This window comes from Methylorubrum salsuginis, from assembly GCF_900114375.1.
GTDB classification, from domain to species: Bacteria; Pseudomonadota; Alphaproteobacteria; order Rhizobiales; family Beijerinckiaceae; genus Methylobacterium; species Methylobacterium salsuginis.
Window position 1 is genome coordinate 119,785 of record NZ_FOSV01000003.1, and the last position, 25,380, is coordinate 145,164.

The window sequence follows — 25,380 nt, forward strand, 5'->3', positions numbered from 1 at the left end:
ACAAAGCGCCCCCGGCGATGCTCAATGTGAATACGATTCGAAGACAGCCGGTGCGGCACCGGCCGGGTCGGATTCACCATCAATGCGAGGTTCCGATATGCCGGGGGCGGTTTCCGCGTCCCTGTCCGCGCGTGCGCGCGCGGACACGATTCTCGGGGTCCAGCGTCCCACCGGCACCGCGCAGGCTCGCCTTGCCCAAGCGGAGGCATGGCTGCGCTATGCCCTACCGGCGCTGCTCGCGGTGTTCCTGCTCGGCCTCACCGCCCTGTCGGCGCTGCAATTGCGCGGGCCCTACGAAGCGTCGATCGCGGCCGCGCAGCGGGAGGTCGAGGCCTTCGCACGCTTGGCCGCCTCCCTGCTTCCGCCGATCGAGGCCGGCATGCGGCTGGACCGGGCCCTGCCGCTGCATCTTCTCCCCGCCGGAAGCCGCGTGCTCGTCACCGATGCCGCCGGGACGATCCGCGCCGCCCATCCCGCCCTGCCGAACGGAAGCACGACGCTCGGCGCCATCCTGGCCGACGGCGAGCCGCTGACCATCCTCGGCGGCAGCGCCGGCACCATGACGATCGGCCTGCACGGCGGCGGCCAGGCCATCGCCGCGGCGATGCACCGGCCCGCCGGCGACCTGCAGGTCGCCGTGATCCAACCGCTGGCGCCGATCGACGCCGCGTGGTGGCGCGCGTTCTGGAGCCACGCCGTCCTCCTCTGCGCCGTGACCCTGATGACCGGCGGGATCGCCGCCGCCTACATCATCCAGACGCGCCGGGCGCGGGGCGCCGACGAGGTCTGCGAACTCGTCAAGCAGCGCCTCGACACCGCGCTGGGGCGCGGGCGCTGCGGCCTATGGGACTGGGACATCGCCCGTGGGACGATCTTCTGGTCGGATTCGATGTTCGCCATGCTCGGCTATACGCCGGAGAAGGATCTTCTCTCGTTCGGCGACGTCAACGCCTTGCTCCACGACGAGGACGGCGATCTCTACGAGCTGGCCCGCCAGCTCGCGGCGAGCCACGCCACCCTCGATCACGAATTCCGCATCCGCGACGCCTCGGGGGCCTGGGTCTGGCTGCGCACCCGCGCCGAGATCGTCGAGGATGCCATCGACGGCAGCCGCCACCTCGTCGGCATCGCCATGGACGTGACCGAGCAACGGCGGCTGGCCGAGACCAGCGCCACCGCCGACATGCGCCTGCGCGACGCCGTCGAGGCGGTCTCGGAAGCCTTCGTGCTGTGGGACGCCGGCAACCGGCTCGTCCTGTGCAATTCGAAGTTCCGCGATCTGCATGCGCTGACCAACGAGGATGCGGTCCCGGGGCGGCGCTACGACGAGATCATGGGTCAGGGTGGGCTGCCGTCGGTACGCCGAGGCATTCCCGGCCCGGAGCGCGGGCCCGCCCGCACCTTCGAGCTCGAACTCACCGACGGCCGCTGGCTGCAAGTCAGCGAGCGGCGCACCAAGGACGGCGGCTACGTCTCGGTCGGCACCGACATCACCAGCCTCAAGCGTCATCAGGAGCAACTCGTCGCCTCGGAGCGCGAGCTGATCGAGACGGTCAAGGATCTCAAGCGGTCCCGCCGCACCCTCGAACTCCAGACCCAGCAGCTCGCCGACCTCGCCGAGCGCCATCTCGACCAGAAGGCCCAGGCCGAGATCGCCAACCGGGCGAAGTCCGAGTTCCTGGCCAACATGAGCCACGAGCTGCGCACGCCGCTCAACGCCATCATGGGCTTCGCCGAGCTGATGGAGAGCGAGGTCTACGGCACCCTCGGCTCGCCTCGCTACGGCGACTATTGCCGCGACATCCAGCAGAGCGGCACCTACCTGCTCTCGGTCATCGACGACATCCTGCACATGTCGCGGATCGAGGCGAAGCGGGTGAAGCTGGTGCGGCGGGAAATCGCCCTGGATGCGGCGCTCTCGGCCGCCGTCATGATGGTCTCGAAGGAGGCCGCGAGCAAATCCGTGACGATCCGCATCGACGTGCCCGCGCATCTGCGCGTCTTCGCCGACGAGCGCGCCCTGCAGCATATCCTGCTCAACGTTGTCCAGAACGCCGTCAAGTTCACGCCGGAGGGCGGACGGGTGGGCCTGCGCGGCCGGGCCTGTGGCGGGTTCGTCCACCTGTTCGTCGCCGATACCGGCATCGGCATCCCGAAATCGGCCATCGCCAAGCTCGGCCGCCCGTTCGAGCAGGTCGAAACCAACATGACCCGAAGCTACAAGGGCTCGGGCCTCGGGCTGGCGATCGCCCGCTCCACCGCCGAGCTGCACGGCGGCTCCCTGCGCATCCGCTCCGAGGAGGGCCAGGGCACGATCGTGCTGGTGCGGCTGCCCCAGCCCAGGGCCGAGGCGACGGCCGAGGCGGCGCCGGGCCCGATCCGCCTGGAGCGCAGCCGGGCGACGCATCCCGAGGCGGGGCCGATCCGCGAGACGACGGCGCCGTTGCGCATGACCATGGCCTCGCTGCCGCCGGGCCTCGTGGCGAGCACGAGCCGGCCGGCTCTGGAGATGGCGCATCGCATGTGAGGGACTGCCCGAAAGGGGCATTCACCGCTGGGGTGCTCTTCCGACGCGACAGCGCAGCGGGCCTTCGGTGACGCATGTCTGAAGCCGCATCCGGCCGGATCGCAGCGGCGGCGTGGGGCGAAACCCGATGCGGCTTCAGCCCGTCGGCCCCACGAGCCAGCCCGTCCGCACGGTCAACTCGCTGCGGTAGACGGCCATTCCGTCCGCGTCGCGCGCGGTGACGGACATCCGGCGTTCGTGATGCGCCACGACCTCGAAGCGGGCGATGTCGAGGAGCGTGCGAAGCGCCAAGGTGGCGACGGCCTCGCCCCCATCGAGCTCCGTCCCCTCCTCATCGACCGTCAGACCGCCGTTCTCGACGTCGAAGTAGTACCGCGACATTCCCTCGGACCCCGGACACGACATGGTCGTCTGTTAACCGGGATCGGCGCCGGGGTTTCCGCAGCCGCCGAACCTACGGCAACTCCTCGTGCCAGGTGCGGCCGTCGCGCTCGATCAGGGCGATGGCGGCGGTGGGGCCCCAGCTCCCGGCGGCGTAGGGGCGCGGCGGCTCAGGGCGGTCGGCCCAGGCCTTGAGCAGGGTGTCGGCCCAGGCCCAGGCGACCTCGACCTCGTCGCGGCGCATGAACAGGGTGGCGTTGCCGCGCACCACGTCCATCAGCAGCCGCTCGTAGGCGTCGGGGTAGCGCTGCTTGAACGTCTCCTCGAACGAGATGTCGAGGTTGGTCGGACGCAGGCGCATGCCGCCGGGGCCCGGATCCTTGGTCATCACCTCGAGCTTCATCCCCTCCTCCGGCTGGAGGCGGATGACGAGGCGGTTCGGTTCGCGCCCGAACGATTCGGAGGGGAAGATCGAGAACGGCGAGGCGCGGAACTGCACCACGATCTCGGAATGCTTCCTGGGCAGGCGCTTGCCGGTGCGCACGTAGAACGGCACGCCGGCCCAGCGCCAGCTCTGCACCTCGAGCTTGAGCGCCACGAAGGTCTCGGTGCGGCTCGGAGGATGGTCGCCGAGATCGGTCTGATAGCCCGCCACCGGCTGGCCGCCGACCGCGCCCGCGGCATACTGGCCGCGCACGGTCACGCTCTGCACGTCGGCGGCGGTGATGGGCTTGAGGGCGCGCAGCACCTTCAGCTTCTCGTCGCGCACCGAATCGGCGTCGAGCGAGATCGGGCTCTCCATCGCGGTGAGGCAGAGGAGCTGGAGGATGTGGTTCTGCACCATGTCCCGCAGCGCGCCCGACGTGTCGTAATAGCCCGCGCGCCCCTCGACGCCGACGGTCTCGCCCACCGTGATCTGCACGTGGTCGATCACGTCGGCGTTCCACAGCCGCTCGAAGATCGTGTTGGCGAAGCGCAGGGCCAGCAGGTTCTGGACCGTCTCCTTGCCGAGGTAATGGTCGATCCGGAAGATCTGGCTCTCGGGGAAGACGGCGCCGACCGCGTCGTTGATGGCGCGGGCCGATTTCAGATCCTTGCCGATCGGCTTCTCCAGCACGACGCGGGTGTTCTCGCCGATCAGGCCGTAGCGGTCGAGGTTCCGGCAGATCGCACCGTAGAGATCGGGCGAGGTCGCGAGATAGAACGGGCGGATGCGGTCCGGCCGCTCGTCGAGCAGCCGCTTGAGGTCGCTCCAGCCGTCGTCGCCCAGCGCATCGACCGTCACGTAGAACAGGTGATCGAGGAATCCCTGGAGCCTGGTCTCGTCGATGTCGGAGGCCGGCACGAAGCTGAGCAGCGCGTCCCGCGCCCGCTCGCGGAAAACCTCGGTGGTGATCTCGGTGCGGGACGCCCCGATGATGCGGCTGGTTTCCGGGATCTGCGCATCGCGGAACCGCTGGTAGAGGGCGGGCAGGAGCTTGCGCTGGGTCAGGTCCCCGGTGGCGCCGAACACAACGTAGTCGAAGGACGAGACGGGGATGATGGTGGCCACGAAACGGCTCCCATGGTTCGCGCGCGACGGGCAGCGTCTGGCCCGAGGGTTACCGGCCCGGGCCGGGACCTTGCAAGGGCTCGGCCGCCGACGGGCCTGTCGGAAGGGGCCGGCCCATTCGGCCGACCCCGTACCCCAGTCCGGCCCGTCAGAGGCGGAACGGCACGTCGGCGATCGCGAAGGCGGAGAGGTCGGGTGCGTAGAGGCCGCGCACCGGCCCGCTCGCGCTGTAGCCGAAGAAGCGGGCGACCGCCTCGTCGAGGTCGGACTTCAACGCGGCGCAGACCTGAAGGCGGCGCACCGAGGAGGGCGGGAGGATCATGTAATCCGCCGTCAGCTGCGCGGCGACGACGCCGTGCATCCGCGGCGAGAAGTGCCACGCGATCACCGAAGCCGCGATCTTGAGCGGCATGTGATCCTCGAAGATCGTGTTGCCGTCCGGCCGGCGCTGGCCCTTGTAGAGACGTCCGGTCAGGGCGTCGAAGCGCCCTTCCGCCGAGGCGGTGGCGTAGACCTCCGCCCAGCGCCCGGACAGGACGTAGTCGGCCCCGATCAGCAGCAGGGCGTCCCCGCCCGAAACGTTCTCGCTCAAAACGTCGCAGCAGGCGGCCAGGGCCGCCGGGACGCTCTCGAACGCGCTCACCGCGCCGTCCGGCCCGATGCCCTCGGCGCCGCCTCCGGCGGGCCAGGCGGCGAAGACGCGACGGTCCGCGACGAGGGCGCGGTTGGCCTCCTTCCAGGCCTCGAACGCCCCCGGCCCGCTCGCATGGACGAAGACCGCCAGCGGCGGCGCGGCGGCGCCCTTGACGGCGCGCAGGTCGGTCAGCGGCGTGGGTTGACGCAGCAGGGCGAGGTTGGCGAGGTGGTCCTCGACGACGGTGATCTGGTTGTCGGCCCGAGCGATGCGGTAGCGGCCCAGCGTCACCGGCAGGAAGGCCGGCGGGCGCTCGACGGTGTAGCGCAGGATCAGCTCCCAATCGACCAGCCGCCGCATGCTCTCGTTGAAGCCGCCGAACCGCTCGAACGATTCGCGGCGGTGCATGAAGACGTTGAGATCGATGAAGTTGCGCCGCTCCAGGCGTGCCCGGTTGAACGGGGCCATGCGGACGGAGCGGAACTCGTCGCGATCGAGGCTCGGCAGATATTCCCAGATTTCCTGGCCGGCATAGGCGCTCGTCGCCTCCGGCTGCTGGCGGAAGGCGTCCAGCATGACCGCGAGATAGTCCGGCCCCCAGACGTTGTCGGAATCGATGTAGGCGACGAACGGCCCCGTGCCCGCGCGCAGGCCCGCGTTGCGGGCGGCCGAGACACCGCTGTTGCGCTCCAGTTCGATCAGCCGGATGCGCGGATCGTCGAAGGCCCGCACCACCGCGACGCTGTCGTCCTTGCTGCCGTCATCGACGACGATCAGCTCGAAATGGCCGTAGGTCTGGGCCAGCACCGACTCGATGGCCTCGCCGACGATCTTCTCCCGGTTGAACACCGGCATCACGACGGTGACCAGTTCGGTCTGCGGCACGTCCTTAGCGCGCGAGACCCGCAGCGTGCGCTCGAAGTCGATCGCTTCGAGGATGGCCGGAATCCGCTCTAGCTGCCCGAAGGGCATCCGCTCCTCGACGTAGGACCAGCGCAGGAATTCCTCGAAGGTGAAGTCGCTCCTGAAGCCGCGGTCCGGATTGATGACGGTGATCTGCCGTTTGGCGAGCACCTGCTCGCGGCCGGCGAGGCGCAGCGTCGCCTCGATGGTCTCGTACCGGAACGCCTCGTTCGGCAGGGCGATCTGGAACGCGTGCGCCCCGTCGCCGATCCCGGCCTTCTTGAGGTCGGGCCGATACTGGTTCGCCTCGACGTTGCGGACCGTGATGCTCGTGCCGGTTCCGATGCTGGCGCCGGTCTCGGGGTCGAACTCGAGGTCGAAATCGATGGTGACGTCGACGAGGGTGGCGATGCCAGGATGGGCCGCGTCGTAGGCCCATCCTTCCAGGCGCCCGCCGAAGATGGCGCCGAAGGCGGCCTTGTGCTCGGTCGGGCGCTGCTCGGCCCGGGGCCGGTCCTCGGGCGTTCCGCCGATGCCCCGGACGAAGGGCACGCGCCGGCCGTCTCCCCGGCTGCGCAACTCGAATTGGTGGACCTCACCGTCGGCGACGGCGAAGGAGGCCGCGACGTTGAAGCCGGATCTGCGCACGAAGCCGGCGCCCTGGACGTCGCCGCGGTCTTCCGTCACGTCGATGCCGCGCACCGGCGAGCCGTCGCGGAACACCCAGAGCTGGCCCGGCACCCAGCGCCCGTCGCGGTCCTTCTCGACGATCCACCCCCGGGCCGCACCGCCGCCGAACCGCTCGATCCGGCCGTCGCAGGCGACGGCGTCCTTGAGGTCCACCTGATCGAGGCGGGCCGGCAGGTCGATGCGCCCGGTCACGCCCTTGCATCCGTCCTCGATTGCGGCGGCGACGCCGCGCTCGAACACCCGCATCAGGCCGGGATTGAGCCGCGCGATCTTCTCGCGCCAGGGCGCCACGAAGTCGCGCCGGATCGCCGCCGCGATCGCGTCGGCGTCGTAGGCGCCGCCGCCGAGCGCCTCGTTCCAGCGCGACGCGAACACGAACCGGTTCCTGAGAAGGTAGTAGGTATAATAGAGTGCCGGAAAGTGACCGGCCTTCGAGCGCTTGTTATGGGCGACGCGGGCGGTCGGGCAGACCACGCATGTGACGCCCTTGTCCTTGAACGAGAGACACCAGTGGGTCTCTTCGTAATACAGGAAGTAGTCTTCGGGGATGTGGCCGATCTTCGGCAGCAGGGCGAGCGGCACGAACAGGGCGCAGCCGTTGAGGACATCGACCTCGTAGGGCTCCGCGGGCAGCACGCCGACGGCCTGCCCCTCGAACAGTTGGTTGACGACGACGCCCTCGGCGCTGGCGAACACCACGCCGCCGCCATAGCCGACATGCCCGTCCGCGTTGATCACGGCGGGAGCCAGCACGGCATCGGGCCGCGCGTTGTCGAGAAGCGTCTCGAAGGTCGCGCTCGTCACGGCGACATCGGGATTGAGGATGAAGCCGTACTCGCACCCTTCCTGCCGCATCAGTTCGAGCAGCGCGTTGTTGCCGCCGGCATAGCCCGAATTGGTGCCGTCATGGGCGTAGACGTCGGCACGCGCGATCAGGTTGCGGTTCGGCCGCGCCCCGGCGGAATTGTCGAAGAGGTAGACCCGCACGTCGCGTCCGCGCACCGTCTCGGGCAGCTTCGCGATCAGGGCCTCGATGTCGTCGATGCTGAGATAGTTCACCACGGCGACGCCGATCGCGCCCAGCGTGGCCGGGGTGCGGCGGTAGACCGAGACCCGACGCTTGCGCCCATCGATCCTGAGGGTGGCGCGCTCCGGGACCAGCGCGGATTCGAGCCTGTCGAGGAAGTCCTCGGCATGCCGGCCCCAGGCGTTGCGCTCGGCGAAGGCCTGGGCCTGGGTGCCGAGCGCGACCGTGTCGGCCGGCGCCGCGAGCGCCTTGAGCATCGCGTCCCTCAGACCGCCCGGCGTGGCGGCGGCATAGGTGAGGCCGATGCCCTCCTCGGCGACGAAGTCGAGGGTCGGCGTGCTCGGCACGATCACGGGCTTGCCGTAGGTGGCCGCGAGCAGCACCGAGCCCGAGGTCAGGATCTCGCGATAGGGCAGGACGATCGCATCCGCGGCGGCGCAGATCCGGGCGAGGTCCTGCGGCGGCAGGAAGCCAGTGAGCACCCGCAGCTTCGGGTTCATCTCGGCGAGCAGCTTGATGCTGCCCGGCGAGAACGGCGACACCGGCTTCCCGGCGATGACCAGATAGGCGTTCGGGTGCCGGGCGGAGACCTCCTCAAAGGCGGCGAGCAGGAGGTCGATGCCCTTGTAGGGACGCAACTGCCCCACCATGGCGAAGACGAACGCGTCCTCGGGCAGGCTCAGGAGCCAGCGGGCGCGGTCCTTCGGCGGCGCCGGCGGGTAGTAGCCGACATAGCTGCCGTGGGGGACGACGATCACCTTGGCGGGATCGACCGGATAGACGGCGTTGACCGCCTCGATGGCCGCCGCGCTGTGCACGTGGACGACATCGGCGAGCGCCGACAGCTCCGTGAGGAAGACGACCTCGAAATCGCCCAGGCGCCGGTCGTGCGAGAGCTTGTTGTGGATGGTCCAGACGAACAGGCCGCCGCCCGCCCTGAACAGCCGGACGGCGGCCAGGAAGTCGTCGGCCCGCCCCTGGAACTCGTGGAGATCGTTGGCGCCGCCGAAGATCGGCTCGGGCCAGTGCAGATGGAACACCACGGGCCGCGTCTCGGTCGAGAGGGCGGCGAGCGCCTCCTCGATCGTCCCGTAGGACAGCTCGCCGGCCTTCCGGACGGCGCTGTAGAGGCCGGTCTGGTAAGGGTTGTTCGAGGAATAATCGGGAAAGGCGAACAGGCGGATGTCGCCGCGCGGCTTGCCCGCCGCGACATCGGCCGCCACCGCCTTCGCGGTGGCCGGTGCGACGTGATCGGGGGCGGCGGGCGCCTCGGGAGCGGCGGGCGCGAGCCCTTCCGGCGGGACGGCCTCGGCAGCGGGAGTCGATTCGTCCTGACTCCCGGATCGCCGATCGACGTTCACCATCGTCACTCTTCTCCGGAGCCTGCCACAACCTGGATGAAGGCGAGGCGCAGCACCGTGCCGCCTCGCGCGGAATTCACGGCACGCGTGTCGCGTGCGCCTTCTTGCGCACCGCACCTACTATGCGACGCGACGGGCCGCAAGGGCGCGCGGAAGCGGCCTATTCCGGGAAAGACTGTTTTTCCAATAGATTAGACTAACACAATCCGGAAGATACCAGCGCAATATTGCCGCCACAAAAGATCTGTCCGGACCGGCTTTCGAGGAGGCCAGATCGGGATCTCTGCGCGACCGGTCCGAACCCTGTCGGCGGCACACCGGGGGGCGCCCGAAGGTGCGGAAGGGTTCCTCAGTCCCCGTGAAACCGGCGACTGCGCATCCCGATCGAGTCGTAGTTCGCCTTGGGCGCCTCGACCGGGGCGGCAGGCTCCACCGGCGGGGGCAGCTTGGCGATCCGGTCGATGTGCACGCCCGCGTAATTGCCGCGGCGCCAGGCCAGCGTCACCCGCATGACGAAATCACGGCCGACCACCTTGAGCATGAAACTGGGCGGCAGCTCCCAGGAACTCGGCACGCCGAGCTTGGCCCCGGATTTCGAGATATCCTTGATGTTGCACGGGATCTCGGTACCGTCGAACAGGCGGATCAGTGCGATCCAGTTCGTCGCCATGCGGGCTTCGCGCCGCTGCACGAGGCCATCGGCGGACACGCCGTCCAACCCCGCATCCGCGGCGGGGGAACGGGTGGCATCATGGCTGTGATGATCCGGCATCGAGCGGTTCGCGGTGGCTCCAGCAAACGTGACTTAACAAGAATGTGTTTCCACAAAGTTGTCTGCCGCCACTCACGCTCAGATTGCATCCCCGCCCAGCGCACGCCGCACCGCACAAATAGTCAACTCTTCTCGCGGCGCACCATGGAATTCTGCAACGGACAGGTCGATTCTCCGCTTGCAAGACGTGAACGACTGATTAACGTGGCTCCCGTTCCGACGCGTTCGAAGATTGGCCCCAGGCAGGGAGTGGTCCCATGTCCGAGCATATTCGCGTGAAACCGACCCAGGACGGCACCTACACGGTCTACCGTGGCACGCTCGCCCTCGTGTCGGGCCTCACTCGGCTGCAAGCCGAACGCTACGAGGCCAGCATCGCCCAGCGGCTGCGCGCCGCCTCGGCGATGGTCGCCGGCTGACCGGCCGCCTCACCGCACCAACGTCGAGGGCGCGGCGCCGGCGGGGGCCGCGCCCTTTTTCATGGCGAAGCGCGAGTCTCCGCCAGTATCCAGGCCGCGGTGTCCGGATCGGCGTCGGCCGCGGGCAGATGAAGGATGATCGGCGTCTCGTAGGGGTGGCGCTCCTTGAGGGCGGCGCCGAGGGCACCGGCCAGCCCCTCCCGGCTCTTGAGGATGGCGACGACCTCGGTCGACCGCTCGACCGCACCCTTCCACGAATAGACCGACTGCATGTCGGGCAGCACGTTCACGCAGGCCGCGAGCCGCGCCCGCACCAGCGCCTCGCCCGCACCAGCGCCTCGCCCACGGAGAGCGCCGTCGGGGCGTCGGGGAAGGTCGTATAGACGAGGAGCATGCGCTCCATGCTATGGCTCTCCGTGGCAGGCGAGCGCGACGAGCGCCGTCCGGACCTCCATGGAACCGGTGCGGCCTGCATCCGTCAACGGGGCTGACAGAACCGATGCCGCGGCGTTTTTCACGGATCGCCTTCGTGGCGAGCCCCACGCCGGAGGCGCGGGAGGCGGCGGACCTGCTGATGCGCCGCTACGACCACGTCCCGCCGGAAGAGGCCGACGTGGTGGTGGCGCTCGGCGGCGACGGCCTGATGCTGCAGGTGCTCCACCGCTTCATGAACGAGCCGAAGCCGATCTACGGCATGAACCGCGGCACGGTCGGCTTCCTGATGAACGAGTTCCGCGAGGACGCCCTGCTGGAGCGGCTGGAGGCGACCAAGCGCTCGACGATCCACCCGCTGACCATGGTGGCGACCGACATCGAGGGGCGCAGCCACACGGCGCGGGCGATCAACGAAGTCTCGATGCTGCGCCAGACCCACCAGACCGCCAAGCTCAGGATCTCGGTGGACGATCACGTGCGCCTGCCCGAACTCATCGCCGACGGCATCCTCGTGGCGACGCCCGCGGGCTCGACCGCCTACAACCTCTCGGTCGGCGGGCCGATCCTACCGCTGAACGCCCAACTCCTGGCGCTGACCCCGATCTCGGCCTTCCGCCCCCGACGCTGGCGCGGGGCCCTGCTGCCGAATCACGGGCGCATCCGCATCGACGTGATCGACGCCACCTACCGCCCGGTGGCGGCGGTGGCCGACCACACCGAGGTCCGCCGGGTCTGCACGGTCGAGACCTGGCTCGACCACGCCACCAGCCTCGTCCTGCTGCACGATCCGGGGCACAGCCTGGAGGAGCGGATCCTGCGGGAGCAGTTCGGCTGAGCGGCCTTACGCCGCCCGCTCAGGGATTGCGCAGCACCGGCACGGTCTTGGGCGAGCCGAGGTCGTAGGTCTTGTTACGCAGGGGATCGAGGCGGGTGCCCTCGGAGGCATCGAACGCCTTCGGGCGCTGGCCATCCACCGTCGCGCCGTCGAGGGCCAGCGACGAGTTCGAGCCCGGCGCGTAGGCTGAGGCGCGGCCCGGCGTGCCGGCGGGCTGGGGCGCATTCGGCTCGGCGGTGTTGGGATCGACCTTGTCGACGCCGCCGGAATCGGGCTGCGGCGCCTCCTTGCGCGCGCGCTCCACCTGCCGCCAGCGGGTGACGTTGCGCTGGTGACCCTCCAGCGAATCGGCGAAGGCGTGGCCGCCGGTGCCGTCGGCGACGAAGTAGAGATCCTTGGTCCGCGACGGGTTCGCCACGGCCTCCAGCGCCGCACGGCCCGGATTGGCAATCGGCCCCGGCGGCAGGCCCTCGATCACGTAGGTGTTGTAGGGGGTCGGGCGGTCGATCTCGGAACGCAGGATGCCGCGCCCGAGGGTGCCGCGCCCGCCGACGAGGCCGTAGACGATGGTCGGGTCGGATTGCAGCTTCATCCGCTTCTGCAGGCGGTTGACGAACACGCCGGCTACCCGCGGGCGCTCGTCGGCCCGGCCCGTCTCCTTCTCGACGATCGAGGCCAAGGTCACCATCTCGGCGGGCGTCTTGACCGGCACGTCGGGGCTGCGACGCTGCCAGATCTGCGCCAGCACCTCGCGCTGCTTCGCCCGCATCAGGTTGACGATCTGCTGGCGCGTCGCGCCGCGTTCGAACTTGTAGGTATCGGGCAGGAGCGAGCCCTCCGGCGGCGTCTCGGCGATCTCGCCGGAGAGCACGTCGTTCTCGTTCAGGCGCGTCACGATCTGCTCCGAGGTCAGGCCCTCGGGGAAGGTGATGGCGTGCTGGACCTGACGGCCGTTGGCCAGCGTGTCGATGGCGTCGCGGACGCTGGCATGGGCCTTGAACACGTACTCGCCGTGCTTGAGCGGGCCCTTGCCGCCGAAGCGGGCGGTCAACTCGAACAGGTTGGGATGGTCGATCACGCCCTCGCGGTGAAGAATCTGCGCGATCTCGGAGGTGCCGCTGCGGTTGGGGATCACCACCACCTTGTCGGCGGGCAGCGGCCCCGGCTCGGTGGCCTGCCGGTTGAACAGCGTGACCACAACCATGGCGCCGAGCGCGGCGATGACCCCGAGGGTCAGGAAGCCGCTGACGGCGGCGAGCAAGCCGCCGCGACGGCGCTCCGGCTTCTCGGGCGGGGGCGGGGCGACGGTGGGCTTGAGCGCCTCGCTCGGGCTGCGCGGGGACAGGCGGTTGGGCAGCGACGGCTCATCGGAGGCCGGCGGCGGCGAGGGCGGCGCTTGTCGTCTGCGGAACATCGGAACCCTGCTGCGAGCCGCGCACGATTCTCGACGAATCGTCGCCGGGCTTCCCGGAGCCATAAGGCTCACGGCCGGCTGCGCGTGTCGAGCAGGACCCTTATGCGGTTTTGTGGCGAAATGGCGTTAACGCGCGGCCGCCGCTCAATCGACCCGGCGCATCAGCAGCGAAGCGTTGGTGCCGCCGAAGCCGAACGAGTTCGACAGCACGGTGTCGACGCGCTTGCGCTTGGCCTCGTGCGGGATCAGGTCGATCGCCGTCTCGACCGACGGGTTGTCGAGGTTGAGCGTCGGCGGCATCACGCCGTCACGGATCGCCAGCACGGAGAAGATCGCCTCGACCGCGCCCGCGGCGCCGAGCAGGTGGCCGATGGCGGATTTGGTGGAGGACATCGAGGCCTTGCCCGCCGCCTCGCCGAGCAGCCGCTCGACCGCCTTGAGTTCCAGCTCGTCGCCGAGCGGCGTCGAGGTGCCGTGGGCGTTGATGTAGTCGATCTCGGACGGGTCGATGCCGGCGCGCTTCACCGCGGCCGTCATGCAGCGGAAGCCGCCGTCGCCGTCGGGGGCGGGCGAGGTGATGTGGTAGGCGTCGCCCGACAGGCCGTAGCCGATCACCTCGGCGTAGATCTTGGCGCCGCGGGCCTTGGCGTGCTCGTATTCCTCCAGCACGACGATGCCGGCGCCCTCGCCCATGACGAAGCCGTCGCGGTCGCGGTCGTAGGGGCGCGAGGCCCGGGTCGGGTCGTCGTTGAAGCCGGTGGACAGCGCGCGGCAGGCGGCGAACCCGGCGAGCGAGAGCCGGTTGACCGGCGCCTCGGTGCCGCCGGCCACCATCACGTCGGCATCGCCCAGCGCGATCAGCCGCGAGGCGTCGCCGATGGCGTGCGCGCCGGTGGAGCAGGCGGTGACGACCGCGTGGTTCGGCCCCTTGAGGCCGTGCTGGATCGAGACCTGCCCGGAGGCGAGGTTGATGATGCGGCCGGGAATGAAGAACGGCGAGATGCGCCGCGGCCCCTTCTCGTGGAGGGTCACCGAGGCGTCGTAGATCGTGCCGATGCCGCCGATGCCGGAGCCGATCAGCACGCCGGTGGCCTCCTGGTCGCGATCCGATTTCGGGTGCCAGTCGGCGTCGTCCAGCGCCTGGCCGGCAGCGGCCATGGCGTAGACGATGAAGGGATCGACCTTGCGCTGCTCCTTCACCTCCATCCACGCATCGGGATTGAAGGTGCCGTCGCTGCCGTCGCCGAAGGGCAGCGTGCAGGCGATGCGGCAGGCGAGGTCGTCGGTCTGGAACGCGGTAACCTGGGACGCGCCGCTATCGCCGGCGATCAGCCGGCTCCAGGTGTGCTCGACGCTGCCTCCCAGCGGCGTGACCGCACCCAGACCCGTGATCACCACCCGACGCATCGCACGTTCCCGATCGATCCGCGACCCGGCCCTGCGACCGGGGCGCCATTGAACAAAGGTTGTCGGCGCGCGGGGTCTCTCGACCCCGCCCGCACGAGGACGCCTGAGATCAGGCGGAGTTCTTTTCCAGGAACTTGACCGCGTCGCCGACCGTCTGAATGGTCTCGGCGGCGTCGTCCGGGATCTCGACGTTGAACTCCTCCTCGAACGCCATCACCAGCTCGACGGTGTCGAGGCTGTCGGCGCCGAGATCGTCGATGAAGTTGGAGGCCTCGGTGACCTTCTCCGGCTCGACGCCCAGGTGCTCGACGACGATCTTCTTCACGCGCTCGGCGATATCGCTCATCGTTCTTGGTCCTCGTCTTCTTCGATCGTGGTGGTGTTGTTTCGACGAAAGCGCCGTGGCCGCCTTCCCGCTTCGGGGATTCTTCGAGACGGCCGTTGTTCGATCGCGCGTGGTTTGGAAAGCCGCAACCCGCTGAACCGTCAACTCCCCTGCACGGCTGAGCCGGGTGTTAACACAGGGTTTCCGTGCTGGCGAGAGGCGGTTCAGAAAGCGTTCAGTGGCGTGGTTTTTCGGTCAGAAACCATCTCTGTGGACGGGTTCAGACCATCGCCATGCCGCCGTTGACGTGGAGCGTCTGGCCGGTGACGTAGGCGGCTTCCTCCGAGGCCAGATAGACCGCCGCAGCGCCGATCTCCGCCCCCGTGCCGAGGCGCCCGGCGGGCACGCGGGTCAGGATCGTCTCGCGCTGCTTCTCGTTCAGCGCGTCCGTCATCGCCGAGCCGATGAAGCCCGGCGCGATGCAGTTGACGGTGACGTTGCGGCTCGCGACTTCCGCCGCCAGCGCCTTCGTCATGCCCACGAGCCCGGCTTTCGCCGCGGCGTAATTGCCCTGGCCCGGATTGCCGGTGGTGCCGACGACCGAGCCGATGCCGATGATGCGGCCGTAGCGGCGCTTCATCATGCCCCTGAGTGCGGCCCGCGACAGCCGGAAGGCGGCGGTGAGGTTGACGTTGAGGACCGCCTCCCACTCCTCGTCCTTCATCCGCATGAAAAGGTTGTCGCGGGTGATGCCGGCGTTGTTGACGAGGATGTCGAGCCCGCCGAGCGCCGATTCGGCCGCCGGCAGCAGCGCCTCGACCGCTTCCTTGTCGGCGAGGTTGGCCTCGACCACGGCGACGCGCTCGCCCCCGAGCTCGGCCGCGAGTTCGTCGAGCACGCTTTTGCGCGTGCCCGACAGGGCGACATGGGCGCCTTGCGCGTGCAGCGCGCGGGCGATGGCGCCGCCGAGGCCGCCGGTCGCGCCGGTGACGAGGGCCTTGCGGCCGGTCAGGTCGAACATCGGATTGTCCCCGGATAACGATTAAGCGTAGGCGGCGACGTCGTCGGGCGTGCCGACGGCGGTGGCGGTGGCGCCCGATGCGATGCGCTTGACGAGGCCGGTCAGCACCTTGCCGGCGCCGAGTTCATGGAAGCGATCGACGCCGGCTTCCGCCATGGCGGCGACGCTCTCGCTCCAGCGCACGGTGCCGGTGACCTGGGCGACCAAGGCCTCGCGGATCGCCGCCGGATCGGTGAGCGGGCCCGCCGTGACGTTGGCGTAGACCGGCACGACGGGCGGGTTCAGCGTCACCTCGGCGAGCGCCGCCTTCATGGTCTCGGCGGCGGGCGCCATCAGGGCGCAATGGAACGGAGCGGAGACGTTCAGCAGCACCGCGCGGCGCACGCCTCGAGACTGCGCCAGCGCCATCGCCCGCTCGACCGCCTCCTTGTGGCCCGACAGCACGACCTGCCCGGCGCCGTTGTCGTTGGCGACCCCGCAGACCATGCCCTCGGCGGCCTCTTCGGCGATGGCGCGGGCGGTCTCGAGATCGGGCCCGAGCAGGGCCGCCATGGCGCCGACGCCCGGCGCCACCGCCTTCTGCATCGCTTGGCCCCGGATGCGCAGCAGGCGGGCCGCGTCGGCAACGGAGAAAGTTCCGGCAGCCGCGAGCGCCGAATATTCACCGAGCGAGTGGCCCGCGACGAAGGCCGCGTCGCGGGCGAGATCGAGGCCGCGCTCGGCCTCCAGCGTCCGCAGCACCGCGAGGCTCGCCGCCATCAGCGCCGGCTGGGCGTTCGCCGTCAGCGTCAGCTCGTCGGCAGGCCCCTCGAACATCAGCTTCGACAGGTTCTGGCCGAGGGCCTCGTCGACCTCGGCGAAGACCGCGCGGGCGTCGGGGAAGGATTCGGCGAGCGCCTTGCCCATGCCGACCGCCTGGCTGCCCTGCCCCGGAAAGATGAAGGCCCGCGTCATGCCGCTCGTCGTCCCCGCCGTCTTCGTGCACGCCGCCGAAGCAGGCGCCCCGGCGGAATCAAGGTGCGGCGGACTGGCACCGCGAACAGCGGGTGTCAACAATGCAACGCACAAGACGGAAGCTTGGCAAAGAAGTTTGGGCTGAGCCCGGCCGATCACGATGGTCACGCTCGAACCGGCGGGGAATCCGGCGCGTTCACTCCTCGATCCTCGTCCAGATCGGGGGAGTCTCGATAATGTTCAGGACTTCGTTTCCGCAGGAAGCGGTCGGGCGGGCGCACAGCCTGATCGGCGCCTACGAGAGCGCTCAGATGGGCCTCTCCAACCTTTCGCATGCGTTCTGCGCCGAACTCCGGCCCACCCTCGACCGGCTCGGGCCGATGGGCATTCCCTACCTCAAGGCGCTTCGCCACGACCTGGAGCAGCGGACGCGGCAGGCGCGCAAGACGGCGCCGATCTTCATCGACCGGCTCACCGACCCGATGCTGGACCGCCGGCTGATTGCCTCCCGCGCGTTGCTCGACACGGTGCGGGCCGAAGCCAAGGCCCGCGGCCTCACGCTCTGAGCCCAATCGGCGATGATCCTGAAGCATCGCCGATTCCCTGCGGCTCCTGACGCACCGCCAGGATCCGGTCCCGAGCCGCCAGGAAAGCATCGACGCAGGTCGGGTCGAAATGCCCGCCGCGCTCGCTGACGATGTAGTCGAACGCCGCGTCCGCCGTCATGGCCGTCTTGTAGGGGCGCTCCGAGGTGAGCGCGTCGAACACGTCGGCGATCGCGACGATCCGGGCCGGCAGCGGGATCAGCCGGCCGGCGAGCCCGCGCGGATAGCCCTTGCCGTCCCAGCGCTCGTGGTGGGCGCCCGCGATCTCGGCGGCAAGCCGGATCAGGTCGCTGGTGCTGCCGCCGAGGATGCGCTCGCCGATGGCCGCGTGCTCGCGGATGACCGCGAATTCCTCCGGATCGAGCCGCCCCGCCTTGAGCAGGATCGCGTCCGGCACCGCGACCTTGCCGACATCGTGGAGGGGGGCGGCGAGGAAGATCGAGCGGCAGGTGGCGGGGGGCAGGCCCAGCTCCTCGGCCAGCAGGGTGCTGTAGCGGGCGACGCGGTAGGTGTGGCCGCCGGTGTCGTTGTCGCGGTACTCGACCGCCAGCGACAGGCGGAAGATGATCTCCTCCTCCCGGTCGAGGAGCCGGCGGGTCGCCGCCTCCACCCCTCGGGCCAGCAGGGCCGCCTGATCGTTCAGCTTGCGCATCGCGACCGACAGATTGACCATGTTGCGCAGGCGGACCCGCAACTCGGCAGCATCCGGGGACTTCGACAGAAAGTCGGTCGCCCCCGCCTCCAGCGCCTCGATCCGCACGCGCTCGTCGAGGCTCGACGTCACCATGACGATCGGGATCTGCTCGTAGCCGGCCAGTTCCCGCAGGCGGCGGGTCAGGGCGATGCCGTCGAGGCCGGGCATGACGTAATCGACGAGCACGAGGTCGAAGGCCTGGGTGCGGGCCGCGTCCAGCGCCTGCCACGGATCGGTGAAGGGAACGCAGGTGAGCGCGCTCGCCTCCTCGATGAGGCGGGTCAGATTGCTCAGGCTCGCCGCACTGTCATCGACCAGAAGCGCGCGCATCCGCTGCGTGTCCGATGACGCGATCCCGAGCGACATGGTCCTTCCCGCCCCCCAGAGTGCCTTTCGACGCAGCGGATACCGCTTCGTCGAAAGCAACGTACGGCCGAACAAAGAGAGAAAGAGAGCCACGGGCCCGATGCACTCAGGTCGGATGCGGCTCCAGATATCGAAAGTCGTCCGGTCCGGGACCGCGTGCCGTTTCCGACGCGGCACGGGGCGAAGCCGCCGACGGATCGGACAGGGATCGAGCCTCGGGCGAGACAGGGCGCGATACGCGTTGCGCGCCGTCAAGAGGCGCAGCCCGGATCCAGGCGGCGCCGCTCGATGCCCGTGCCGCGTCGGCCGAAGGCGACCGGTCAGTCGCGGGTCAGCTTGGAGACGACCGCGAGGAGCTGCTCGGGCTTGAACGGCTTGGTGATCCAGCCGGTGGCGCCCGCGGCCTTGGCCTGCTGCTTGATGCCCTCGTCGGATTCCGTGCTGAGGAACAGGATCGGCACACCGGTGAGCGCCGGCAGGGTGCGCAGGTTCTTGATCATGTCGAGGCCGTTCATCACCGGCATGTTGAGGTCGGTGATGACGAGGTTGAGCGAGGCGTTCTTGGCCTTGGCGATGCCCTCGGCACCGTCCCCGGCCTCGATGACGGTGTGACCGGCCGGTCCGAGGACGACCTTGATCATCTGCCGGATGCTCGCGGAGTCATCGACGGCGAGAACGGTGGCCATGGGGCGATCTCCGGACTTTCGGTTCTACGGGGAAGAGGATTCAGGCGGCCGGGGCGAACGGCGCCCGCGGCTGCAGGCCGGCCCGGACGAAGGCGCTCGCCACCACGTCGGAGGCCTCGGTCAGGTCGATGCGCTTGGCCTGCCGGGCCGCCGTGGCGGCGGCCGACAGCACCAGCTGCACGAACGCGATGTCGGCGCGCTCCACCTGGGAGCAGTCGAGGTTCACCTCCGCGCCCGTCTCCAGGGCGGCGGCGATCTCGCGATGCAGGGTACGGATCGAACGCACCGTGCAGTCGCCGGACAATCGGACGGAGAGTTGGTCTGACATGGCGCGGACGACATCCTGATGAGGCATGCGATCCGGGCCTCGTCCGTGAGACTTAGACCTGTATCTCGTAAAGTTTTGTTGAATCCCGCGACCGGTTCAACCGCACCGCGCTAACGCTTCGGCAAGCATGACGCCGTAGCCTCGTCGCTTCGCGGAGCCCGTCGACCTTGGGCGCGAGCGGCATGTACGGTCCCATGGAGCGCGGACGATGATTTCCGAAGTCGCGAAGCTGGCGCAGGAGCGCACCGGCGTCACGTGGCTGCCGTCGCGCCGGGCGGAGCGATCGGCCCCGGTCGCCGTTCCGGACTTGCCCGCTCCGCTGCCCGCCGAGGAACCCGCTTCCGCTCCGGCCCCGTCCGCGGCCATCGACCTGCTGCAATCCTGGCTCGGCCTGTCCACCCTGCAGCGGCGGGCGCTCGAAGCGCTCGTCGACGAGGTCGGCCTCGCCTCCGGTCACATGGAGGAGAGCGTCCAGGGGCTGACGGGCCGCTTCGAGCGCATCGCCACGACGACCCGCGACCAAGCGGACATCGTGCAGGGCCTCGTCTCCTCGATCCAGGCCGTCGAGGTGGACGGGCGCTCGATGCTGCTGTCCGACGTCGCCGCCGGGCTCGGCGACACCCTCGGCGCGCTGATGGACAAGGTCGCCCAGCTCTCGCAGCAGGGCGGCGCGACGGCCCATTCCCTCGACGCGGTGCTGTCCGAGATCGGCTCGGTCGAGGGCAGCGTGGCGCGGATCGAGGCGATCAACCGTCAGACCAACCTGCTGGCGCTCAACGCCAAGATCGAGGCGGCCCGCGCCGGCGAGGCGGGCCGGGCCTTCGCGGTGGTGGCCGACGAAGTCCGCCTGCTGGCGCAAACGATCAACACGCTTTCGGCCACCATCAAGGAGCAGATCGGCTCCATCGCCGCGGGTCTGCGCGGCAGCCACGGCCTGTTGCGGGACATCGCCACGGTCGACGTCTCCGACGAGAGCCGCAGCGCCGAGGCACGCGTCCGCAGCGTGATGCAGTCGCTCGTCGATCAGAATTCGCGCTTCGCCGGCGTCCTTCAGCAGACCGCCGAGACGACCCAGTCGATCACCGCCGACGTATCGGGCGCCATCGTCGCCATGCAGTTCCAGGATCTGACGAAGCAGCGCCTCGAGAATGCCGGCACGGTGCTGCGGGCGCTGGCCACCGAACACGGGCGGATGTCCGAACGCACGGCGATCGAGACGCCCGAAGCCGTCGGCGCGGCGCCGGAACAGGATTGGGCCGAGGCGATGATCCGATCCTGCACCCTCGGCGAGGTCCGCGACCGCCTCCGCACTCGGATCCTGGCCGGCGCGCCCGCCCCGGCCGCGGCCGCGAAGGCCTCGGACGATCCGTTCGAGGGCATCGATCTGTTCTGAGTGTTTCGCGACGCGCCCCCAGCACGGCCCGAGGGGACGGGGCGAGGCCGAACCTGATCGGTTCCCCCGGTCGTCACCGCTCGGTGCGCGTCCCGGATGGGCCCCCTTCCTCTCCCCTGTGCAGGACGCGGCCTTGGGAGGGCGCGCTCGACGCGGCTCGGCCGGTCTGCCTGAGATCGATGAAGCCGGCCGCCTCCCGCCGCGGCGCGTGCGGCGCATGTTCGGCCATCCTCGTCCGATACCGAGTTGCCGGAACCATGACCGGCGGTTCGTCCCGGTCGGGCGGACCTCCGCCGCCAACAGCGCCCCCCGCGAATCCGACCGGGACGCCCCCCGAGTTCTACCGCGCCCCGAGTCCTACCGCGCGCCTTGCCGCCCCGCCCCTGCCCCTTGATCGAGACATGACCGAGCGCCCACGCGGTCGATCTCCGGGCCGAAAATCCTATGATCCTGTGATACCGGGATCTTCGGAGCACGGCATCAAACTCTACTTTTATACTTGGTTTTATCGAACGATTTGCTTCACGTAAAATTCATCCTTTACGTCTTTGCTGAATACCACTGAGGAAGTCAGCACTTTTTCCGCCCACACCCCATCAACACCAGTCCTTCCGCCTTGTTCCGACACGGCCGGTAGCAGAGTGCGTGATCGGGGACCGGGCCGGCAGCGGCGCTGCGCCTCCGTCCTACGGACCATCGCGGACGCTTCGAGAGCCGGTGCCGACATGACGACCCTAGACCCCGTCGCTGTATTCCGCACGGAAGCGGACGAGCTTCTGGAATGCCTGGAGACGACCTTGCTCGACCTCGGCGAGAAGCCGCAGGACCGGGCTCTGATCGACACGGCCTTCCGCGCGCTCCACACCATCAAGGGCTCGGGCGCCATGTTCGGCTTCGAGCGCGTGGCCGCCTTCACCCACGATTTCGAGACCGCCTTCGACCTCGTGCGCCAGGGGAAGGTGCCCGCCAGCCTCGATCTCGTGAACGTCGCCCTCTCGGCCAAGGATTACATCCGCCTGCTGATCGAGGACCCGGACGGCACCGAGCCGGTCTTCGGCGACGCGATCCTCGGCGAACTCGGGGCCCTCGTCGGGAACGCCAAGGGCGGCGGGAAGGGCGGCGGGGAGGAGACGTCCGGGGTCGCCGCCGCGCCGAGCCCCGCCGCAGCGGCACCGCCTGCCTCCGGCCCCGCTCCCCGCCCCGTCGAGGAGGGGTGGCGGATCGGGATCGCCTTCGCGGCCGATGTCCTGCGCAACGGCACCAACCCCCTCGCCCTCCTCGACGATCTGCGCGATCTCGGCCCCTGCACCGTCGTGCCCCGCCTCGACGCGCTGCCCGAACTCGACGCCCTCGATCCCGAGGCCCTGGCGATGGGCTGGGACGTCACCCTGCGGGCCGCGGTGAGCCGCGAGGCGATCGAGGACGTGTTCCTGTTCACCCAGGACGAGGTGAGCCTGACCCTCGCGCCGCTCGGCCTCGCGGCCGAGGCGCCGCCCGCGCCCCCGGCCGAACGGCCGGTGCAGGTCCCCGCCCCGATGCCCGTCGCGGCTCCTGCCGCCGCGGCCCCTGCCGCCGCGGCCACGGCGCCGACGCAGATCCCGGCGAAGCCGCCCGCCGCCGAGGCGCGCCTCCCTGCGCGTCGGAGCGAGGAGCGCCCGACGAGTACGGTGCGGGTCGAGGCCGAGCGCCTCGACGAGCTGATGGACCGGGTCGGCGAACTGGTCATCGCCCAGGCGCGGCTGAGCCAGCTCGCCGGGCTGCACGCCGATGGCGGGATCAAGACGATCTCGGAGGAGATCGAGCGGCTCTCGGCCCGTCTGCGCGACACCACGATGAGCATCCGCATGGTGCCGATCGGCACCCTGTTCGGCCGCTTCCGCCGCCTCGTCCACGACCTGTCGCGCGATCTCGGCAAGCCGGTCGAGTTCGTCACCGAGGGTGAGGACACCGAACTCGACAAGACCATGATCGAGCGGCTGGCCGATCCGCTGGTCCACCTGATCCGCAACGCCATCGACCACGGCATCGAGGATCCGGCCCGGCGCGCGGACGCCGCCAAGGGCGCCACCGGCCGCATCACGCTCACCGCCGAGCATGCCGGCGCGCAGGTGATGGTGAGCGTGCGCGACGACGGCGCCGGGCTGGACGCCGCCCGCATCCGCGCCAAGGCCGAGGAGAAGGGATTGGTCGCCCCCGGTACGGTTCTGAGCGATCAGCAGATCTACCAGTTCCTGTTCGCGCCGGGCTTCTCCACCGCCGCGACGATCTCGGCGCTGTCGGGCCGCGGCGTCGGCATGGACGTGGTCAAGAAGACCATCGAGGGTCTGCGGGGCACGATCGACATCTCGACCGTACCGGGCGCGGGCACGACGGTGGCTCTGCGGCTGCCGCTGACGCTGGCCATCATCGAAGGTCTGCTGATCCGCGTCGGCGAGGGGCGCTACGTGGTGCCGCTCTCGGCGGTGGAGGAATGCGTCGAGCTGCCCGAGGGCGACCGGGCGGGACGGGGCCGCGACTTCCTGAACATCCGCGGCGCGCTGGTGCCGTTCCTGCGGCTGCGGACCCTGTTCGAGGCGGAGGGCGAGCCCGACCCGCATCAGAAGGTCATCATCGTCTCGGTCGGCGCGACCCGGATCGGCCTCGTGGTCGATCAGATCATCGGCAACCACCAGACGGTGATCAAGTCGCTCTCCAAGCTCCACGCGGACGTGGCGACCTTCTCGGGGGCGTCGATCCTCGGCGACGGCACCGCCGCCCTCATCATCGATATCGGCCAGCTCGTCACGGGCAACCGGCCGGATTCCTTGCGTGAATTTCAAGAGGTGGCGTGATGACCGGCGCGGTGGAAGCCCTGGAGCCCGTGGCAGGTCTCCAGGTTGTGATGGTGCGGATCGGCTCGGAGACCTTCGCGCTCGATGCCGGGATGGTGCGCGAGATCATCGATCCGATCCCGGCGACGCGCGTCGCGGGGGCGCGGACGCACCTGAACCGGATCGTGAACGTGCGCGGCAACGTCGTGCCGCTGGCCGACATCCGCGAGCGCTTCGGCATGAGGCCGGAAGCCGCAACCCAGGACACCCGCTTCGTGGTGATCGAGGTCGAAATCGAGGGCGATCCCGTCGTGGTCGCGCTGGTGGCCGACAAGGTGTTCGAGGTGACCGAACTCCAGGCCGGCACCGCCCAGCAGATGCCGAAGGTCGGCACCGCGTGGCGACCCGAATTCATCAAGTCGATCGTCAAGTTCGGAGACGAGTTCGTCATCCTGCCGGATGTCGAACGGATCCTGAACTAGTTCATTCCGGAGCAGTTCCATGCGTTTCACGATCAAGGCAAAGCTTGCCGGCGGTTTCGCGGCCGTGCTGATCCTGGCCGGCGCGGCCGGCGCGGTCGGCTACCAGAAGCTGACGGCCGCCGACACGTCGATGGATTTCGTCGTCAGCCGCTCCGAGGTCCAGATGCACGTGCTGGACGCGAAGGCCAACGCGATCCGCGGCATCTCGAACACGCGCGCCGCCGTCATCAGCGCCGACGACGCGCAGATGGCCGAGTTCAGCAAGCGCGCGGCGGACAACCGCGCCGACGCGCTGGCTGCTTTGGCGAAGGCCAAGACCTATATCGCGACCGAGGAGGGCAAGCGGCTCTTCGAGGACCTGTCCGAGAAGTACGAGAAGCAGCGCGCCCTCGCCGCCAGGGTGATCGAGCTGACCCGGCTCAACTCGAATGCCCGGACCTGGGCTGAGATCGATGCCACCGGGCGCCCGGCCACGGCGGCGCTGCGGGCCGAACTGGACACCCTTTCCGGCAGCCGCTCGAGCGAAGCGGGCAACGACGACCTCGTGCGTGCGACGGCGGCCTTCCAGATCCGCCTGGAGCGGGCCTGGGGCCAGATGCAGTCGGCGACCGGCGCCCTGAACGTCGCGGCGCTGGAGCAGCGGGTGAACGCCGCCAAGCAGGTGCGCGAGGAGATCACGCGGGCGATGGAGGAGCTGATGCGCGTCGGCGCCGCGCGCGGGCTTCCGCTCGAGCCGCTCCGGCAGAAGTACGGCGCCTGGACCGCCTCGTTCCAGAAGGCGCTCGCGACCGTCGAGACCGGCAGCACGATCCAGGCCGCCGCCCTCGCCTCGGGTGAGTACGCCGTCTCGAGCACGACCACGATCCGTGCCTTCGATGCCTTCGTCGAGTTCCAGAACAAGCGGATGGGCGATGCGGTGGCCCGCGCCAAGGCGGAATCGAGCGAGGGGCAGACGATGCTGCTCGTCGTGCTGGCGGGCGCGCTCCTGGCCGGCCTCGCCATCGCGACCTGGCTCGCCGTCTCGATCTCCCGGGGCCTGAGCCGCGCGGTGTCCCTCGCCGACGCCGTGGCGATGGGCGATCTCGGCCAGACCGTCACGGTGACCTCCCGTGACGAGATCGGCGACCTCGTCACCGCCATGAACCGGATGACGGCCAACCTGAACGCGACCGCGGCGCTCGCCGACGCGATCGCGGAGGGCGACCTCACGGTCGAGGCCAAGCCGCTCTCCGAGAAGGACCGGATGGGCCTCGCCCTCCAGACCATGCTGGCGCGGCTGCGCGCCGTGGTGGCGGACGCGTCCGCGGCCGCCAACAACGTCTCGGCGGGCAGCCAAGAGCTGTCGGCCTCGGCCGAGCA

The 25,380-nt window shown here is 69.7% G+C and carries 20 protein-coding genes and 1 pseudogene; 8 read left to right on the plus strand and 13 right to left on the minus strand.

Features of this window, described 5'->3' with window-relative positions; genetic code table 11:
* Nucleotides 1-97: 97 nt before the first annotated feature.
* Nucleotides 98-2,527 (plus strand): PAS domain-containing sensor histidine kinase, encoded by a 2,430-nt coding sequence (locus BM140_RS05740; protein WP_091942945.1) that lies wholly within the window; start codon nt 98-100, stop codon nt 2,525-2,527.
* 135 nt (nt 2,528-2,662) lie between these two features.
* On the opposite strand, the gene BM140_RS05745 is transcribed toward BM140_RS05740, so the two are convergent.
* The 4 genes from BM140_RS05745 to BM140_RS05760 form a co-directional block, all read right to left on the minus strand.
* Nucleotides 2,663-2,908, minus strand: coding sequence for a DUF6894 family protein (locus BM140_RS05745; protein WP_091942947.1), 246 nt, complete (start codon nt 2,906-2,908; stop codon nt 2,663-2,665).
* A gap of 73 nt (nt 2,909-2,981) precedes the next feature.
* Nucleotides 2,982-4,460, minus strand: a complete 1,479-nt coding sequence (gene zwf, locus BM140_RS05750) for a glucose-6-phosphate dehydrogenase (protein WP_091942949.1) — start codon at nt 4,458-4,460, stop codon at nt 2,982-2,984.
* A 148-nt stretch (nt 4,461-4,608) separates the two neighbouring features.
* Nucleotides 4,609-9,078, minus strand: a complete 4,470-nt coding sequence (locus tag BM140_RS05755; RefSeq protein ID WP_091942951.1) for a glycosyltransferase — start codon at nt 9,076-9,078, stop codon at nt 4,609-4,611.
* A 346-nt stretch (nt 9,079-9,424) separates the two neighbouring features.
* The gene (locus BM140_RS05760; RefSeq protein WP_091942953.1) at nt 9,425-9,847 is read right to left on the minus strand and encodes a PilZ domain-containing protein; all 423 of its coding nucleotides are present in this window, start codon (nt 9,845-9,847) and stop codon (nt 9,425-9,427) included.
* Nucleotides 9,848-10,104: 257 nt separating this feature from the next.
* Between BM140_RS05760 and BM140_RS25745 the strand changes: the two genes are divergently transcribed.
* Entirely contained in the window at nt 10,105-10,266 is a 162-nt protein-coding gene (locus BM140_RS25745) for a hypothetical protein (protein ID WP_165616401.1), read from the plus strand.
* Between the two features lie 59 nt (nt 10,267-10,325).
* Here the strand turns inward: BM140_RS25745 and cutA are convergent.
* Nucleotides 10,326-10,669: pseudogene (gene cutA / locus BM140_RS05765) on the minus strand (divalent-cation tolerance protein CutA).
* Between the two features lie 96 nt (nt 10,670-10,765).
* Between cutA and BM140_RS05770 the strand changes: the two are divergent.
* On the plus strand, nt 10,766-11,536 hold the full coding sequence (locus BM140_RS05770; RefSeq protein ID WP_091942954.1) for an NAD kinase: 771 nt from the start codon (nt 10,766-10,768) through the stop codon (nt 11,534-11,536).
* 19 nt (nt 11,537-11,555) lie between these two features.
* Here the strand turns inward: BM140_RS05770 and mltG are convergent, their stop codons facing one another.
* The 5 genes from mltG to fabD all read right to left on the minus strand — a co-directional run bounded on the left by mltG (nt 11,556) and on the right by fabD (nt 16,657).
* Nucleotides 11,556-12,950 carry an endolytic transglycosylase MltG gene (gene mltG, locus BM140_RS05775; protein ID WP_091942955.1) on the minus strand — a complete coding sequence of 465 codons (1,395 nt, stop codon included), beginning with the start codon at nt 12,948-12,950 and terminating at the stop codon, nt 11,556-11,558.
* A gap of 144 nt (nt 12,951-13,094) precedes the next feature.
* Nucleotides 13,095-14,357: a beta-ketoacyl-ACP synthase II gene (gene fabF / locus BM140_RS05780; RefSeq protein WP_091942957.1), complete on the minus strand. Its 1,263-nt coding sequence runs from the start codon at nt 14,355-14,357 to the stop codon at nt 13,095-13,097.
* Nucleotides 14,358-14,466: 109 nt separating this feature from the next.
* Complete coding sequence (locus BM140_RS05785; protein WP_056249561.1) at nt 14,467-14,703, minus strand: acyl carrier protein; 237 nt, start codon at nt 14,701-14,703, stop codon at nt 14,467-14,469.
* A gap of 259 nt (nt 14,704-14,962) precedes the next feature.
* On the minus strand, nt 14,963-15,703 hold the full coding sequence (fabG, locus tag BM140_RS05790) for a 3-oxoacyl-[acyl-carrier-protein] reductase (protein ID WP_091942959.1): 741 nt from the start codon (nt 15,701-15,703) through the stop codon (nt 14,963-14,965).
* A 21-nt stretch (nt 15,704-15,724) separates the two neighbouring features.
* Nucleotides 15,725-16,657: an ACP S-malonyltransferase gene (gene fabD, locus BM140_RS05795; RefSeq protein WP_091942962.1), complete on the minus strand. Its 933-nt coding sequence runs from the start codon at nt 16,655-16,657 to the stop codon at nt 15,725-15,727.
* A gap of 236 nt (nt 16,658-16,893) precedes the next feature.
* Here fabD and BM140_RS05800 point away from each other — a divergent pair, with 236 nt between their 5' ends.
* Complete coding sequence (locus BM140_RS05800) at nt 16,894-17,223, plus strand: hypothetical protein (protein WP_091942964.1); 330 nt, start codon at nt 16,894-16,896, stop codon at nt 17,221-17,223.
* Here BM140_RS05800 and BM140_RS05805 read toward each other — a convergent pair.
* The 3 genes from BM140_RS05805 to BM140_RS05815 form a co-directional block, all read right to left on the minus strand.
* Nucleotides 17,213-18,286: an HD domain-containing phosphohydrolase gene (locus BM140_RS05805; protein WP_091943318.1), complete on the minus strand. Its 1,074-nt coding sequence runs from the start codon at nt 18,284-18,286 to the stop codon at nt 17,213-17,215. The genes BM140_RS05800 and BM140_RS05805 overlap by 11 nt on opposite strands.
* A gap of 356 nt (nt 18,287-18,642) precedes the next feature.
* Entirely contained in the window at nt 18,643-19,008 is a 366-nt protein-coding gene (locus BM140_RS05810) for a response regulator (protein ID WP_091942966.1), read from the minus strand.
* A gap of 40 nt (nt 19,009-19,048) precedes the next feature.
* On the minus strand, nt 19,049-19,336 hold the full coding sequence (locus BM140_RS05815) for an STAS domain-containing protein (protein ID WP_165616402.1): 288 nt from the start codon (nt 19,334-19,336) through the stop codon (nt 19,049-19,051).
* Between the two features lie 208 nt (nt 19,337-19,544).
* Here BM140_RS05815 and BM140_RS26550 point away from each other — a divergent pair, with 208 nt between their 5' ends.
* The 4 genes from BM140_RS26550 to BM140_RS05835 form a co-directional block, all read left to right on the plus strand.
* Nucleotides 19,545-20,729 carry a methyl-accepting chemotaxis protein gene (locus BM140_RS26550; protein ID WP_091942970.1) on the plus strand — a complete coding sequence of 395 codons (1,185 nt, stop codon included), beginning with the start codon at nt 19,545-19,547 and terminating at the stop codon, nt 20,727-20,729.
* A gap of 725 nt (nt 20,730-21,454) precedes the next feature.
* On the plus strand, nt 21,455-23,560 hold the full coding sequence (locus BM140_RS05825) for a chemotaxis protein CheA (protein ID WP_091942972.1): 2,106 nt from the start codon (nt 21,455-21,457) through the stop codon (nt 23,558-23,560).
* Nucleotides 23,560-24,021: a chemotaxis protein CheW gene (locus BM140_RS05830; protein WP_091942974.1), complete on the plus strand. Its 462-nt coding sequence runs from the start codon at nt 23,560-23,562 to the stop codon at nt 24,019-24,021. Before BM140_RS05825 ends, BM140_RS05830 begins: the two co-directional genes overlap by 1 nt.
* Before the next feature lie 19 nt (nt 24,022-24,040).
* A partial coding sequence (locus tag BM140_RS05835) for an MCP four helix bundle domain-containing protein (RefSeq protein WP_114435980.1) occupies nt 24,041-25,380 on the plus strand: 1,340 nt, incomplete at its 3' end.